We start from the raw sequence: 15,002 nt of genomic DNA on the forward strand, positions 1-15,002 counted from the left end.
GGGCCCTTCCCTCTCCCCGGCGGGGAAAGGGGTCTAAACTCACCGCGTCGTGACCGCGTAGAGCGCGATCGCCGCGGCGTTCGAGACGTTGAGGCTCTCGACCTTTTCCGAGATCGGCAACTTGGCGAGCTCGTCGCAATGCTGCTCGGTATTCTGCCGCATGCCCTCGCCTTCGGCGCCGAGCACGATCGCGATGCGCTGCGTGCCCATCGCCTCGCCCAGCGTCTGCGTCGCGTGGCCGGTCAGCCCGATCCGCCAGAAGCCGGCCGCTGCGATCTCCTCGAGCGCGCGCGCCAGATTGACGACGCGAATCCACGGCACGCTCTCCAGTGCGCCCGATGCGGCGCGCGCGATCGTGCCCGATTCGGGTGGCGCGTTGCGATCGGGCGTCACGATGCCCAGCGCATCGAACGCCGCCGCCGAGCGCAGGATCGCGCCGACATTGTGTGGATCGGTCACGCCGTCGAGGATCACCAGCGGGCGATTATCGTCCTTGCCGTGCTCGAGCAGGTCGGCGAGCCACATGTCCTCGAGCGGCTCGACCTCGATCACCACGCCCTGATGCGGCGCATCGCCGGGCACCAGCCGTGCCAGATCGGCTGCTTCGGCATAGGTCACGGGGACGTCGGCGGGTAGATCGAACCCGGCCAGCGCCTCGCGCGTGCCGAGGATCTTGCGCACCGTGCGCTCCGGATTGTTCAGTGCGGCGCCAACCGCGTGCTTGCCCCAGAAGCGGGGGCGGCCTGCCGGCGCCTTGCTCGGCCTGTGTCCCTTGCGTGCCATATTCGCTCTCGATCGTGTCTGTGTATGCGGCGTCCTTGTCGGCATTCTCCCCGCGCGGCAACAGCGAAGCGCGAAACTTCGCAAAACCTGCGTTGACACACCGGGCGCGCTTCGCCATTGAGCCGCCTCGCTTTGATAAGCGGCCCATCTGGACAGGTGGCCGAGTGGTTAAAGGCAGCAGACTGTAAATCTGCCCGTGCAAGCGTACGCTGGTTCGAATCCAGCCCTGTCCACCACTACCCTCGGGTAGTGTCTACCCAGACCCTGTCGACCGGCCTTGCACGCGGTCGACGTCTCCCCCCCCCCCGATACCGATTATCTTCCAAGCGGCGTCGAGCGCGCGTGACAACGCCGCGCGGCGAGCTACGATCAGCGCGACCGTAATCAAGCCGGAAGCCGCGTGACCTCAGACATCGCCGTACAGCAGCCCACCCAGGATCTTGCCGATTCGATCCTCGACACGCTCGTGCACCGGATCGGCAAGGACGCGCAGGCGGCGCTCCCGCACGACTGGCTTGCGGCGACGATCCTGACGGTGCGCAACGACATCGTCGAACGCTGGATGGCGTCGACCAAGGCGGCGCATGCGGCGGGCGCCAAGCGCGTCTATTATCTCAGCCTCGAATTCCTCATCGGCCGCCTGCTGCGCGACGCGGTGACGAACCTGCAGCGCAGCCGCGAAGTGACGCGCGCGCTCGCACTGCACGGCGTCGACCTCGCCGCGCTCGAGGAGATCGAGCCTGATGCGGCGCTCGGCAATGGCGGGCTCGGGCGGCTCGCGGCGTGCTTTATGGAAAGCATGGCGAGCCTTGCGCTCCCCGCCTACGGCTATGGTATCCGCTATGTGAACGGGATGTTCCGCCAGCGGATCGACGATGGCTGGCAGGTCGAGATGCCCGAAAGCTGGCTCGCGCACGGCAATCCCTGGGAATTCGAACGCCGCGAGAGCGCCTATTTCATCGGCTTCGGAGGCGAGGTGACCGCGACCGACAGCGGCCAGATCCACTGGAGCCCGGCCGAAGCGGTCGAGGCGATGGCGGTCGATACCCCCGTCGTCGGCTGGCGCGGCAAACACGTCAACACGCTGCGGCTGTGGACCGCGCGCGCGTTCGATCCGATCAAGCTCGACCGGTTCAACGCGGGCGACTTCACCGGTGCGCTCGCCGACCAGCTCCGTGCCGAGACGCTCACGCGCGTGCTCTATCCCAATGATTCGACCGCCGCGGGGCAGGAACTGCGGCTGCGCCAGGAATATTTCTTCTCGTCCGCCTCGATCCAGGACATCGTCCGCCGCCACATCCAGTATTTCGGCGACATCCGCACGCTGCCCGACAAGGCCGCGATCCAGCTGAACGACACGCACCCCGCGGTCTCGGTCGCCGAGCTGATGCGGCTGCTGATCGATCACCACGAATTCGCGTTCGACGAGGCGTGGAAGATCACGCGCGCCACCTTCGGCTATACCAACCACACGCTGCTACCCGAGGCGCTGGAGAGCTGGCCGCTGCCGCTGTTCGAACGGCTCCTGCCGCGGCACATGCAGATCGTCTACGCGATCAACGCAAGGCTGCTGCGCGAGGCGCGCGGCGTTGACGGCATCGACGACCGCGCGATCGCCGCGATCAGCCTGATCGACGAGGGTGGCGAGCGGCGCGTGCGGATGGCGAACCTCGCCTTTGCCGGATCGCACAGCGTCAACGGCGTTGCAGCGCTCCATACGCAGTTGATGAAGAAGACGGTCTTCGCCGATCTCCACCGCCTCTATCCGACGCGAATCAACAACAAGACCAACGGGATAACCCCGCGTCGCTGGCTCCAGCAGTGCAACCCCGGCCTCACGACGCTGATCCGCGACGCGATCGGTGACGGCTTTCTCGACGATGCCGAACGGCTGATCGATCTTGATGTTTTTGCCGACGATGCAGCGTTCAGGGAGCGGTTTTGGGCGGTGAAGCGTTCGAACAAGGTGGCACTGGCAAATCATATCAAGGACAGCATGGGGCTGCGCATCGACCCCGACGCGCTGTTCGACGTGCAGATCAAGCGCATCCACGAGTATAAGCGTCAGCTGCTCAACATCATCGAGACGGTCGCGCTCTATGACCAGATCCGCAGCCATCCCGAACGCGACTGGACGCCCCGCGTAAAGCTGTTCGCGGGCAAGGCGGCGTCGAGCTATCACAATGCGAAACTGGTCATCAAACTGGCGAACGACGTTGCGCGTCGGATCAATGCGGACCCGTCGGTCGGCGGGCTTCTGAAGGTCGCGTTCCTGCCCAATTACAATGTGTCGCTGGCGGAGAAGATCATCCCCGCCGCCGATCTCAGCGAACAGATCTCGACCGCGGGGCTCGAGGCGTCGGGCACCGGCAACATGAAGTTCGCGATGAACGGCGCGCTGACGATCGGCACGCTCGACGGCGCGAATATCGAGATCAAGGACCGGGTCGGCGACGACAACATCTTCATCTTCGGCATGACCGCGGACGAGGTCGAGGCGAAGCGCGCGTCGGGCTATGATCCCCGCCGCGTGATCGACGGGTCGAACGAGCTGCGCCAGGCGGTATCGGCGATCGCCTCGGGCGTGTTCTCGCCCGACGATCGTCAGCGTTATGCCGGGCTGATGGGCGGGCTATACGAGGGCGACTGGTTCATGCTCGCCGCCGATTTCGACAGCTATGCCACCGCGCAGCGTAGCGTCGACACGCGCTGGAACGATCGCGACGCGTGGGTCGCCTCGACCGTGCGCAACGTCGCGCGCGTCGGCTGGTTCTCGTCCGACCGCACGATCCGCGAATATGCGCGCGATATCTGGACGGTAATGTGAAGCCACCCGAAGGCGCCATCGTTGCCCTGATCGAGGGGCGTCACGACGATCCCTTCTCGTTGCTCGGCGTGCATGCCGGACCCGGGGGCACGTTCGCGCGCGCCTGGTTGCCGGGCGCGGCAACCGCGGAGGCGCATGCGCTCGACGGCACGACGCTCGGCACGCTCCCCCTGATCGACGATCGCGGGCTGTTCGAGGGGCCGATCGACGGCGATCCGCAGCCGGTGAAATATCATGCCGAGGGTGGCGGTGCAGACTGGTGGGTGACCGACCCGTACAGCTTCGGCCCCGTGCTCGGCCCCGTCGACGACGTGCTGATGGCCGAAGGCACGCACCACCGCCTCCACGACAAGATGGGCGCGCACCTGATCGAGCATGAGGGCGCGCACGGTGTCCATTTTGCGCTCTGGGCGCCCAATGCGCAGCGCGTCTCGGTGGTCGGCGACTTCAACGACTGGGACGGTCGCCGCCATACGATGCGCAAACGCGGCGACGTCGGCGTGTGGGAGATCTTCATCCCCGACATCGCCGAGTATCGCGCGTACAAATACGAGATCGTCGGCCCCGATGGCCAGCTCCAGCCGCTGAAGGCCGATCCGTTCGCCTTTGCCAGCGAACTGCGCCCCGCGACCGCGTCGATCACGCGGACGCTGGCGCACGAATGGGCGGATACCAGCCACCGCGCGCACTGGGCCTCGGTCGATCCGCGCCGCGTGCCGATCAGCATCTACGAGGTGCATGCCGGATCGTGGGACCGCGACGCCGAGGGCTGGTTCCTGACCTGGGATGAGCTCGCCGACCGGTTGATCCCGTACGTGGTCGAGATGGGCTTCACGCACATCGAGTTCATGCCGATCAGCGAACATCCCTATGATCCGAGCTGGGGCTATCAGACCACCGGGCTGTACGCGCCGTCCGCGCGGTTCGGCGATATCGAGGGATTCGCGCGGTTCGTCGACGGTGCGCATCTGGCCGGGATCGGCGTGCTGCTCGATTGGGTGCCGGCGCATTTCCCGACCGACGCGTTCGGGCTCGCGCATTTCGACGGCACCGCGCTGTACGAGCATGAGGACCCGCGGCTCGGCTTCCACCCCGACTGGAACACCGCGATCTACAATTTCGGCCGGCGCGAAGTGTCGTCGTTCCTCGTCAACAACGCGCTGTTCTGGGCCGAACGCTATCATATCGACGGGCTTCGCGTGGATGCGGTCGCGTCGATGCTGTACCGCGATTATTCGCGCGAGGCGGGCGAATGGATCCCCAACGAGCAAGGCGGCCGCGAGAATTGGGAAGCGGTCGCGTTCCTGCGCGCCATGAACCGCGCGGTGTACGCACAACACCCCGGCATCTTCACGATCGCTGAGGAATCGACCTCCTGGCCGGGCGTTTCCGCCCCCGTCGGCGACGACGGCAAGAGCGGTGGCTTGGGCTTCGGGTTCAAGTGGAACATGGGCTTCATGCACGACACGCTCCAGTACATGGCGCGCGATCCGCTGCACCGGAAACATCACCATGGCGAGATCAATTTTGGCTTGGTCTATGCGTTCAGCGAGAATTTCGTCCTACCGCTGAGCCACGACGAAGTGGTCCACGGCAAGGGTTCGCTGCTGACCAAGATGCCCGGCGACGACTGGCAGCAATTCGCGAACCTGCGCGCCTATTACGCGTTCATGTGGGGCTATCCAGGCAAGAAATTGCTCTTCATGGGGCAGGAATTCGCGCAGCGCCGCGAATGGTCCGAAGGCCGTGCGCTTGATTGGGATCTGCGCAATGCGCGCAGCCATGAAGGTATTCGCAATCTCGTCCGAGACCTGAACGCGGTCTATCGCGAGAAGCCCGCGCTCCACGCCCGAGACTGCGAGAGCGAGGGCTTCGAATGGCTGATCGCCGACGACGCTGCCAATTCGGTCTTTGCCTGGCTGCGCAAGGCACCGGGCGCGAAGCCGGTCGCGATCATCGCTAACATGACGCCGATCGCGCGCGCACCCTATCGCATCCCGCTCCCGCTCGACGGGCGCTGGTGCGAGATCATCAACAGCGACGCGCATGAATATTGGGGCAGCGGGCTCGGCAATCTCGGCGGCGTCGTTGCCGAGAAAGGTGCTGCCTGGGTCACGTTGCCGCCGCTCGCGACGATCATGCTGGAATATGAAGGCTGATCGAGTTCGAAGACCGATCCGGCGCAATGACGGAACAACCCGCGGGTGACGGGGCGTTATACCGCGGACGATTAGGGAGAGACGGACATGGTTGAACGGCGGGGACAGCCACTGGCGCGCGACGCGATGGCGTATGTGCTGGCCGGTGGCCGCGGCAGTCGGCTGATGGAGCTGACCGATACGCGCGCGAAACCCGCGGTGTATTTCGGCGGCAAGGCACGGATCATCGATTTCGCGCTGTCGAACGCGATCAATTCGGGCATCCGCCGGATCGGCGTGGCCACGCAGTACAAGGCGCATTCGCTGATCCGCCATTTGCAAAGCGGCTGGAACTTCCTGCGCTCCGAACGCAACGAGAGCTTCGACATCCTGCCCGCGTCGCAGCGGATCAGCGAGTTCCAATGGTATGAGGGCACCGCCGACGCGGTGTACCAGAATATCGACATCATCGAGAGCCACGCGCCCGAATACATGGTCATCCTGGCGGGCGATCATATCTACAAGATGGATTACGAGCTGATCCTGCAACAGCATTGCGAGACCGGCGCGGACGTCACGATCGCCTGTCTCGAAGTGCCGCGGATGGAGGCGGTCGGCTTCGGCGTGATGGCGGTCGACGAGCATGACAACGTCACCGCGTTCGTCGAGAAGCCCGCCGATCCCCCGGCGATTCCGGGCAATCCGGACATCGCGCTGGCATCGATGGGGATCTACGTCTTCCACACTCGGTTGCTGTTCGACGAACTGCGCCGCGATGCCGAGACGCCAGGCTCCGCGCGCGACTTCGGCAAGGACATCATCCCGTACCTCGTGAAGCACGGCAAGGCGGTCGCGCATCGCTTCTCGGACAGCTGCGTGCGATCGGAGGGCGAAGTCGAGGCCTATTGGCGTGACGTCGGGACGGTCGATGCCTATTGGGAGGCCAATATCGATCTGACCGACGTGGTGCCCAAGCTCGATCTGTACGACCGCAGCTGGCCGCTATGGACTTATTCGGAGGTCACGCCCCCCGCCAAGTTCGTTCATGCCGATGACGGGCGGCGCGGCGAAGCGGTGTCGAGCCTTGTTTCGGGCGACTGCATCATCTCGGGGTCGTCGATCCATCGCAGCCTGATCTTCACGGGCACGCGCGCGCACAGCTATTCGATGCTCGACCAGGCAGTGATCCTGCCGCATTGCGAGATCGGTCGCGGTGCGCGACTGTCCAAGGTGGTAGTCGATCGCGGCGTGGTGATCCCGGACGGCCTCGTCGTCGGCGAGGATGCCGCACTCGACGCGCACCGCTTCCGCCGTACCGACAATGGCGTGGTGCTCGTGACCAAATCGATGATCGACCGGCTGACCGAATGAGCATGCGACCGGCGCGGGCGTCGCTGCAACGGGAGTTCGAATGATGCGCGTCCTTTCGGTGGCGTCGGAGGCGTATCCGCTGATCAAGACCGGCGGGCTGGCGGACGTGGTCGGCGCGCTGCCCGCCGCGCTCGCGCATCACGGCGTCGCGATGACGACCTTCCTCCCCGGCTACCCCGCGCTCGCGGCAGTCACCAGGAAGGCGAAGGTCGTGCATCGCTATGCCGACTTGCTCGGCGTCGAAGCGCGGATCCTGGCGGCGAAGATTGGTGAGCATCCGCTCCTGATCCTCGACGCGCCCAGCCTGTTCGCGCGCGGCGGTGGCCCGTACGGCGACGCGACCGGCGCCGACTGGGTCGACAACTGGCTCCGGTTCGCCGCGTTCGGCCGTGCCGCCGCGGATCTCGCCTCGGGTGTGATCGAGGGGCAGGAGTTCGCCATCCTCCACGCGCATGACTGGCAGGCGGCGATGGCGCCCGCCTATCTGCGCTATGCCCCCGGCCCCGGTGCCCCGGCCAAGACGATCGTCACGATCCACAATATCGCGTTCCAGGGCCGCTATGGCGCGGAGATCTTCGCCGATCTCGCGCTGCCCGATGCGGCGTTCGCGCTCGATGGCGTCGAATATTATGGCGGTGTGGGCTTCCTGAAGGCCGGTCTCGAAGCGGCCGATGCGATCACCACGGTCAGCCCGACCTATGCCGCCGAGATCCGGCGCGGCGAATTCGGCATGGGGCTTGAAGGGCTGATCAACGTCCGGGCCGATCGCCTCACGGGGATCGTCAACGGCATCGACCCCGCAGTCTGGAACCCCGCCACCGACGCGGCGCTGCCGTCGCGCTACACCGCACGCACGCTCACCCGTCGCCGCGCGAACAAGCGCGCGGTCGAGACTCTCTATGGGCTCGACAGCGGCGACGGGCCGATCTTCACCGTCATCAGCCGGCTGACGTGGCAGAAGGGCATGGACGTCCTCGTCGCGACGCTCGACGAACTGGTCGCGCTCGGCGGCCGGCTCGCGCTGCTCGGCTCGGGCGATGCCGCGCTCGAAGGCGCCTTTCTCGCTGCCGCCGAGCGCCACCCCGGCCGGGTCGGCGTCCGCATCGGCTATGACGAGCCGGTCTCGCATCTGCTCCAGGCGGGCGCCGACGCGATCCTGATCCCGTCGCGGTTCGAACCCTGCGGCCTGACGCAGCTTTACGGCCTCGCTTATGGCTGCATCCCCGTCGTCGCGCGCACCGGCGGGCTCGCCGACACGGTGATCGACGCAAACGAGGCCGCGATCGCCGCGGGCGTCGCCACCGGCATCCAGCATGACGGCATCACGCCCGAAGCACTCAGCCATGCGTTGCGCCGAACGTTCGCGCTCTATGCACGCCCCGATCGGTGGGCCATGTTGCAGCGCAACGCGATGCGCGCGGACTTCTCGTGGGACGAGAGCGGTCGGCGTTACGCAAACCTCTATTCGAGCCTTCTGGAGCCCGCATGATCCGCACCGTTTCGACCACGCCCTATAGCGACCAGAAGCCCGGCACCTCGGGCCTGCGCAAGAAGGTGAAGGTCTTCCAGCAGCCCAATTACGCGGAGAACTTCGTCCAGTCGGTGTTCGACGTGGTCGCGGACAAGGCGGGCGCGACGCTGGTGATCGGTGGCGATGGCCGCTTTCTCAACCGCGAGGTGATCCAGGTCGCGATCCGGATGGCCGCGGCGAACGGTTTTGGCCGCGTGATCGTCGGGCGCGGCGGCATCCTGTCGACGCCCGCCGCGAGCCACATGATCCGCAAGCGTGGCGCGATCGGCGGGCTGGTCCTGTCCGCCAGCCACAACCCCGGCGGTCCCGACGAGGATTTCGGGATCAAGTACAACATCGCCAATGGCGGCCCCGCACCCGAATCGATCACCGACGCGATCAACGCGCGCACGCTCGAGATCGACCGCTGGCTGACCGTCGATGCGGCCGACATCGATCTCGACCAGGACGGCGAGGTCATGGTCGGTGACATGCCCGTCGAGGTCGTCGATCCGGTCGAAGACTATGCCGCGCTGATGGAGACGCTGTTCGATTTCGACGCGATCCGCGCCGCGAAGCTGACGATTGCGTTCGACGCGATGAGCGCGGTCACCGGGCCCTATGCGACCGAGATCCTCGAACGCCGGCTGGGCTTTGCGGCTGGCACGGTGCGCAACGGCATGCCGCTCCCCGATTTCGGCGGGCATCACCCCGACCCCAATCTCGTCCACGCGCACGCGCTGTACGAGACGATGATGGCCCCCGACGCGCCCGATTTCGGCGCAGCCTCGGACGGCGACGGCGACCGCAACCTGATCATCGGCAAGCACCGGTTCGTCACCCCCTCCGACAGCCTCGCGATGCTGGCGGCGAACGCGCACCTCGCGCCTGGTTATGCAGGCGGGCTCAAGGGTATCGCCCGCTCGATGCCGACCAGCGCGGCGGCGGACCGCGTCGCGGCAGCGCTGGGCATCCCCGCCTATGAGACGCCGACCGGCTGGAAATTCTTCGGCAATCTGCTCGATGCGGGGATGGCGACGATCTGCGGCGAGGAGAGCGCGGGGACCGGCTCCGACCATGTCCGCGAGAAGGACGGGCTGTGGGCGGTGCTGCTCTGGCTCAACATCCTCGCGGTCCGCGGCGAGAGCGTCGACGCAATCGCGCAGGATCACTGGGCCAAGTTCGGCCGCAACTATTACGCCCGCCACGATTACGAGGGTGTCGAGACGGCGCGCGCCGATGCGCTGATAGCGGCGTTGCGCACCAGCCTCGCCACGCTGCCCGGCCAGACATTCGACGACCTGACCGTCGAGACCGCGGACGAGTTCGCCTATACCGACCCGACCGACGGCTCGATCAGCCGCAACCAGGGCGTGCGCATCCTGTTCGCCGGCGGCAGCCGCGTCGTGTTCCGCCTATCGGGCACGGGCACCAGCGGCGCGACGTTGCGCGTGTATCTCGAACGCTACGAGCCCGTCGGCGGCGACCTCGACCGCGACACTGGCGAGATGCTCGCGAGCATCGTCGCCGCCGCGGAGTCGATTGCAGGTATCACCGAGTATACCGGACGCCTGAAGCCCGACGTCATCACCTGATGCAGGCTGGCAGAATGACGCATCGACCACGCCGCAGCGCGCTCTACATGCCCGCGTCCAACCCGCGGGCGATCGCCAAGGCACGGACGCTCGCCTGCGACGTCGTCATTCTCGACCTGGAGGACGCCGTCGCGCCCGAGGAAAAGGGCGCCGCACGCGACCGGGTCGTTGCGACCGTGCGCGACGGGGGTTTCGGCGCACGCGAACTCGTGGTCCGGATCAACGGCCTCGAGACGCCATGGTACGCGGATGACATCGCTGCGGTACGCGGGATCGGCGTCGATGCGGTGCTGGTGCCCAAGCTGTCCTACCCGGCTGAGTTGAATGCGGTCCGCAGCTCGCTTGGCGACGACGGCACGCCAATCTGGGCGATGATCGAGACCTGTGCCGCGATCCTGTCGCTGCCGGCGCTGTCCGACGCTGCGGCGTCGGCGCGACTGACCGCGCTGGTGGCGGGCACGAACGATCTTGCCAAGGAGATGCGGTGCCGACTTGGAGCGGAGCGCACGCCGTTGTTCCCGGCGCTCGCGTCGATCTTGATGGCCGCTCGCGCCGCGGGGATCGTCGCGCTCGATGGCGTCTGTAACGCGCTCGACGATCCGGCGCGATTTGATGCCGAATGCGCGCAAGGCGCGATGCTGGGGTTCGACGGCAAGACGCTGATCCACCCCTCGCAGATCGAGGCAGCAAATACCGCCTTCGGTCCGAGCAAGGACGAACTGGCATGGGCGCGCGCGATCGTCGCGGCGTTCGCGGTTCCTGATAATGCGGACAAGGGCGCCATCCGCCTCGATGGCCAGATGGTCGAGCGGCTGCACCTCGCCCAAGCGGAAGCTGTGCTGCGGCTCTGACGCAGGCCAGCGCTCAACCCTTCGCGTTCGCGCGCCGGGTGGCCCAGCCCTTCTTCGCGGCGGCAGACCGGTCGCCTGCCCCCGATGCCGTGTGCGTATCTGGCTTGCCCCGGCCGGAGCCGGACTTGTTGCCGCCGCCCGAATCCTTGTTCACCGTGGCCCAGGCGCGCGCTTGCGCTTCCGGCTCGGGAACGCCGCTCGCCTCATAGCCGTCGGCGATATGCGCGGCCTTGCGCTTCTGCTTGTCGGTATACGCGTCCTTGTCGCCCTGCGGCATTGCAGCTCTCCTGGTCAGGGAGCGTCAACGTTCAGAGCGACGCCGCGTTCACCGCCCGATCCAGTCCGCCACCTCGGTCGCGACCTGGTTCGCCGCCTGGTTGATCCCCGCCGCCGCCGAGGGCGCGTCGATCGCCGACACCGGCACGCGCGCCTCGAAACGATGCTTCTCGACCGACGTCTTGCCGACGCGGGTGAGCGAGGCGTCGAACGTCACGACCGCCTCGCGCGTCGTCGCATCGAGGCCGAACGCGCGGAGTTCGCCGCCCAGCAAGCCGCCCGGATCGCCGATCGACTGCGCGGTCGACAGCACCACGAGTCCGGTCCGCGACGCGACCGTGTCCGATACCAACCGTGCGAACAGACGCGCCGGCGGCTCCGCCCACTGCGCATCGGTCACATAGGCGATCGAGGTCGGGGTGGCCTGCACGGGCACGCGCGCGGTCGCCAGCGACTGCGGCACGACGGGCACCTGGATCGTGATCGACTTGCTCGTCGCCGAATCCTGGTTCTGCCCGACCGTCACGGTCGACGCACTCGTCAGCGTCAGCAGCGTGGGGGGCGGCTTGGCGCCGAAGCTGATGCACCCGGCAAGCGGCAGCATCGCGATTAGGATGAGCGGTGTCTTCATGGCGTGCCTCACTTACCCTTGTAATCCGGGAGCTTCTGCTGCCCGATCAGCGAACTCGCACCCTGCTGGTCGACCTTTTCGGCGACCGACGACAAGGCCGCCGCGGTCGTCCGCAGATCGCGGACCAGACGGTTGGCCTCGGGGATCGTCGTCTTCGAAAAGGCCTGCAACCCCGGCCGCGCATCGCCGATCGCCGAATTCAGCGTATCGGCGCTCCGCTGCGCGGAGACGATCGCCTTGTTCAGATTGGCCATTGCCGGCTTCACGTCCTCGGACAGGACGCCGTTGGTGGTCTTGGCGAGAACGCCGAACTGTTGCGCGGCATCGCCGGCCTGCTGGATCGCAACGCGCGTCTGCGCAAGCGTCGCGGCGATCTCCGGCCCGCGATCGGCGAGCGCATCGGTCAGCCGGTTGGTGTTTTCGAGGATGCCCGCGATCGATGCCTGGTTACGGTCGGTCAGCAGCCCGGTCAGCCGCTCGGTCAGCGTCGACAGCCGCTCAAGCAACTGCGGGGCCGAGTTCAGGATCGCGCCGAGGCCGCCCTGCTTGGTCGGAATGACCGGTACGCCATAGGGGCAAGGCTGGCCGTTGACGTCGGGGCATGCGACCGCCGGAGCGCCCTTGCGCGCACCATCGAGCGATACCTGGCTGACGCCGGTGAAGCCGACGCCCGAGATCGACGCGGTCGTGCCCTGCAGCACCGGGGTCTCGTCGTTGACGCTGATCCGGACGCGGACGAACTGCGGATCGTTCTTCCACAGCGAAATCGTCTTCACCTGGCCAGACGGCACGCCCGAGAACACCACTGCGGACCCGCGCGCGAGCCCGTCGACCGACTGGCGGAAGAAGATGTCATATTCCTTCTCTTCCTTGCCGCCCAGCCGCGCGATCCACACGGTGAACAGCGCCAGCAAGGCGAGCAGGATCAGCACGACGGCGCCGACTAGGACGTGGTTCGAACGGGTTTCCATCAGCGCGTCCTTGCTTCTTTCTCGGCGTATGTCGCGTCGGCGTCGTCCGGCGCGGACTGCTTGGACTGGACTTCGGTAGGATGTTGGGCAGCTTGCTCGTCGGCGCGCGCGTGCGCCTCCTGCGTCGCGACCGCGGCTCGACCGCGCGGCCCCTTGAAATATTCCTCGATCCACGGGTGATCGAGCGCGATCAATTCATCGATCGTCCCGACCGCGATCACCTTCTTGTCGGCGAGCACCGCGACCCGGTCGCAGATCGCATAGAGCGTGTCGAGGTCGTGCGTGATCAGGAACACCGTCAGCCCCAGCGTCTTCTGCAACGACTGGATCAGCCCGTCGAACGCCGCGGCACCGATCGGATCGAGCCCGGCGGTCGGTTCGTCGAGAAACAACAGTTCCGGATCGAGCGCCAGCGCCCGCGCCAGCCCCGCGCGCTTCTTCATGCCGCCCGACAATTCGGCGGGAAACTTGTTCGCGGCGTCGGCAGGCAGGCCGGTCATCACGACCTTGTACGACGCGATCTCCGAGAGCAGCGCGCCTGTCAGGTCCGGGTAGAATTCGCGCAACGGCACTTCGACATTCTCGGCTACTGTCAGCGTCGAGAACAGCGCACCGCCCTGGAACAAGACGCCCCAGCGCTTGCGAATCTCGGTCGCTTCGGTTTCTTCGCGACCGATATTGGGCTCGCCGAAGACGCTGATCTCGCCCGCCGCGGGGGTCTGCAGCCCGATGATCGACCGCATCAGCACCGACTTGCCGGTACCCGACCCGCCGACCACGCCGAGGATCTCGCCGCGCCGCACGTCGAGGTCGAGCCCTTCGTGCACCACCGAGTCGCCGAATGCGTTCTTCAGCCCCTTTACGGAGATGAGGGTATCGTCTGTCTTGCGGGGCATCAGTCCCAACCCAACCAGGTGAAGAACACCGCGAAGAACGCGTCGAGGACGATCACGAGGAAAATGCCCTGGACCACCGCCGAGGTGGTCCGCAGGCCGACCTGCTCGGCGTCGGATTCGACCTGCATCCCCTGGAAGCAGCCCGCGATCGCGATGATCGCGCCGAACACCGGCGCCTTGATCAGCGAGATGTACAGGTCGGTGATCGGCACGACCTCGCGGATGCGCGCGATGAAGGTGACCGGCGGGATCCCCAGCTGCACCCAGCACAGGAGGCCGCCGCCGATGATCGCGATGACCGACGCGTAGAAGCCGAGCAGCGGCATCATCACGATCGCCGCCAGGACGCGCGGCAGCACCAGCGCCTCCATCGGCGACACGCCGATCGTCCGCATCGCGTCGATCTCTTCGGTCAATTTCATCGTGCCGAGCTGGGCCGCGAAGGCCGAGCCCGAGCGACCGGCGACCATGATCGCGGTCATCAGCAAACCGAGCTCACGGATCGTCAGGCGGCCGACGAGATTGATCGTGAAGACTTCGGCACCGAACTGGCGGAGCTGGACCGCGCCCTGTTGCGCGATGACCATGCCGATCAGGAAGCTCATCAGCCCGACGATGCCGAGTGCGGCGACGCCGACCACCTCGAAGCGCTGGACGACCGCATTGAACCGGAACCGCTGCGGATGACGGATGACGCTGCCGAACGCGACCGTGGTGGCGCCGAGAAAACCGAGCAGCCCGAGCATCGTCTTGCCCGACAGCACGACCGCATCGCCGATCTCGCCGAGCACGCGGCTGACCGCGCCGACCTTGGCAGGCTTGGCGGCGATCGGCTGGTCGGAGGCGACGACCTGGTCGAACAGCGCCTGGTCATTGGCATCGAGCCCATCGATCGTCGCATCGTTGCGCGCGGCGAAGCGGTGGACGATCCAGGCGCCGATCGTGTCGATCCGGTCGACTCCGCTGAGATCGACATGCTTGACCGACGACGCATCGACCGACTCGAGCCGGTCGGGCAGATTGCCGAGCTTGGCCAGCGACAGATCGCCGGTAAACCGAAGCGTGCCGGTATCGGCACCGTCCTGTTGGAAATCGGCCATCGCGCTCATCGGCCGCACCTTTGCGGCAAACCGACTGGATCGGCAAGGTGAAT

General features: G+C 66.6%; 12 protein-coding genes and 1 tRNA gene. 7 read left to right on the forward strand and 6 right to left on the reverse strand.

Annotated features, from left to right (window positions below):
• Positions 1 to 39: 39 nt before the first annotated feature.
• Positions 40 to 783 carry a 23S rRNA (guanosine(2251)-2'-O)-methyltransferase RlmB gene (rlmB, locus tag ASE88_RS16905; protein WP_055881478.1) on the reverse strand — a complete coding sequence of 248 codons (744 nt, stop codon included), beginning with the start codon at positions 781 to 783 and terminating at the stop codon, positions 40 to 42.
• 150 nt (positions 784 to 933) lie between these two features.
• On the opposite strand from rlmB, the gene ASE88_RS16910 reads away from it, so the two are divergent.
• From ASE88_RS16910 to ASE88_RS16940, 7 genes are all read left to right on the forward strand, one after another.
• Positions 934 to 1,019: transfer RNA gene (locus tag ASE88_RS16910), tRNA-Tyr, on the forward strand.
• A gap of 164 nt (positions 1,020 to 1,183) precedes the next feature.
• Entirely contained in the window at positions 1,184 to 3,610 is a 2,427-nt protein-coding gene (locus tag ASE88_RS16915; RefSeq protein ID WP_056480132.1) for a glycogen/starch/alpha-glucan phosphorylase, read from the forward strand.
• Positions 3,607 to 5,769, forward strand: coding sequence for a 1,4-alpha-glucan branching protein GlgB (gene glgB, locus ASE88_RS16920; RefSeq protein WP_056480135.1), 2,163 nt, complete (start codon positions 3,607 to 3,609; stop codon positions 5,767 to 5,769). The genes ASE88_RS16915 and glgB overlap by 4 nt, the downstream gene beginning before the upstream one ends.
• Before the next feature lie 87 nt (positions 5,770 to 5,856).
• Positions 5,857 to 7,119 carry a glucose-1-phosphate adenylyltransferase gene (glgC, locus tag ASE88_RS16925; RefSeq protein WP_082463496.1) on the forward strand — a complete coding sequence of 421 codons (1,263 nt, stop codon included), beginning with the start codon at positions 5,857 to 5,859 and terminating at the stop codon, positions 7,117 to 7,119.
• 40 nt (positions 7,120 to 7,159) lie between these two features.
• Positions 7,160 to 8,608, forward strand: a complete 1,449-nt coding sequence (gene glgA, locus ASE88_RS16930; protein ID WP_055881485.1) for a glycogen synthase GlgA — start codon at positions 7,160 to 7,162, stop codon at positions 8,606 to 8,608.
• Positions 8,605 to 10,224 (forward strand): alpha-D-glucose phosphate-specific phosphoglucomutase, encoded by a 1,620-nt coding sequence (locus ASE88_RS16935; protein ID WP_056480138.1) that lies wholly within the window; start codon positions 8,605 to 8,607, stop codon positions 10,222 to 10,224. The genes glgA and ASE88_RS16935 overlap by 4 nt, the downstream gene beginning before the upstream one ends.
• Before the next feature lie 14 nt (positions 10,225 to 10,238).
• Positions 10,239 to 11,075: an HpcH/HpaI aldolase/citrate lyase family protein gene (locus tag ASE88_RS16940; RefSeq protein ID WP_055881504.1), complete on the forward strand. Its 837-nt coding sequence runs from the start codon at positions 10,239 to 10,241 to the stop codon at positions 11,073 to 11,075.
• Positions 11,076 to 11,088: 13 nt separating this feature from the next.
• Here the strand turns inward: ASE88_RS16940 and ASE88_RS16945 are convergent, their stop codons facing one another.
• Genes ASE88_RS16945 through ASE88_RS16965 form a run of 5 tightly spaced genes read right to left on the reverse strand, consistent with a single transcriptional unit; the run spans position 11,089 to position 14,958 of the window.
• The gene (locus tag ASE88_RS16945) at positions 11,089 to 11,352 is read right to left on the reverse strand and encodes a hypothetical protein (RefSeq protein ID WP_055881506.1); all 264 of its coding nucleotides are present in this window, start codon (positions 11,350 to 11,352) and stop codon (positions 11,089 to 11,091) included.
• 48 nt (positions 11,353 to 11,400) lie between these two features.
• The gene (locus ASE88_RS16950; RefSeq protein ID WP_055881508.1) at positions 11,401 to 11,982 is read right to left on the reverse strand and encodes an ABC-type transport auxiliary lipoprotein family protein; all 582 of its coding nucleotides are present in this window, start codon (positions 11,980 to 11,982) and stop codon (positions 11,401 to 11,403) included.
• Between the two features lie 8 nt (positions 11,983 to 11,990).
• Positions 11,991 to 12,953, reverse strand: coding sequence for an MlaD family protein (locus ASE88_RS16955; protein WP_055881510.1), 963 nt, complete (start codon positions 12,951 to 12,953; stop codon positions 11,991 to 11,993).
• The gene (locus ASE88_RS16960) at positions 12,953 to 13,849 is read right to left on the reverse strand and encodes an ABC transporter ATP-binding protein (RefSeq protein ID WP_056480141.1); all 897 of its coding nucleotides are present in this window, start codon (positions 13,847 to 13,849) and stop codon (positions 12,953 to 12,955) included. The genes ASE88_RS16955 and ASE88_RS16960 overlap by 1 nt, the downstream gene beginning before the upstream one ends.
• The gene (locus ASE88_RS16965) at positions 13,849 to 14,958 is read right to left on the reverse strand and encodes an ABC transporter permease (protein ID WP_055881514.1); all 1,110 of its coding nucleotides are present in this window, start codon (positions 14,956 to 14,958) and stop codon (positions 13,849 to 13,851) included. Before ASE88_RS16965 ends, ASE88_RS16960 begins: the two co-directional genes overlap by 1 nt.
• Positions 14,959 to 15,002: the final 44 nt, after the last annotated feature.

It is taken from the genome of Sphingomonas sp. Leaf38 (assembly GCF_001421825.1).
Taxonomy (GTDB): domain Bacteria; phylum Pseudomonadota; class Alphaproteobacteria; order Sphingomonadales; family Sphingomonadaceae; genus Sphingomonas.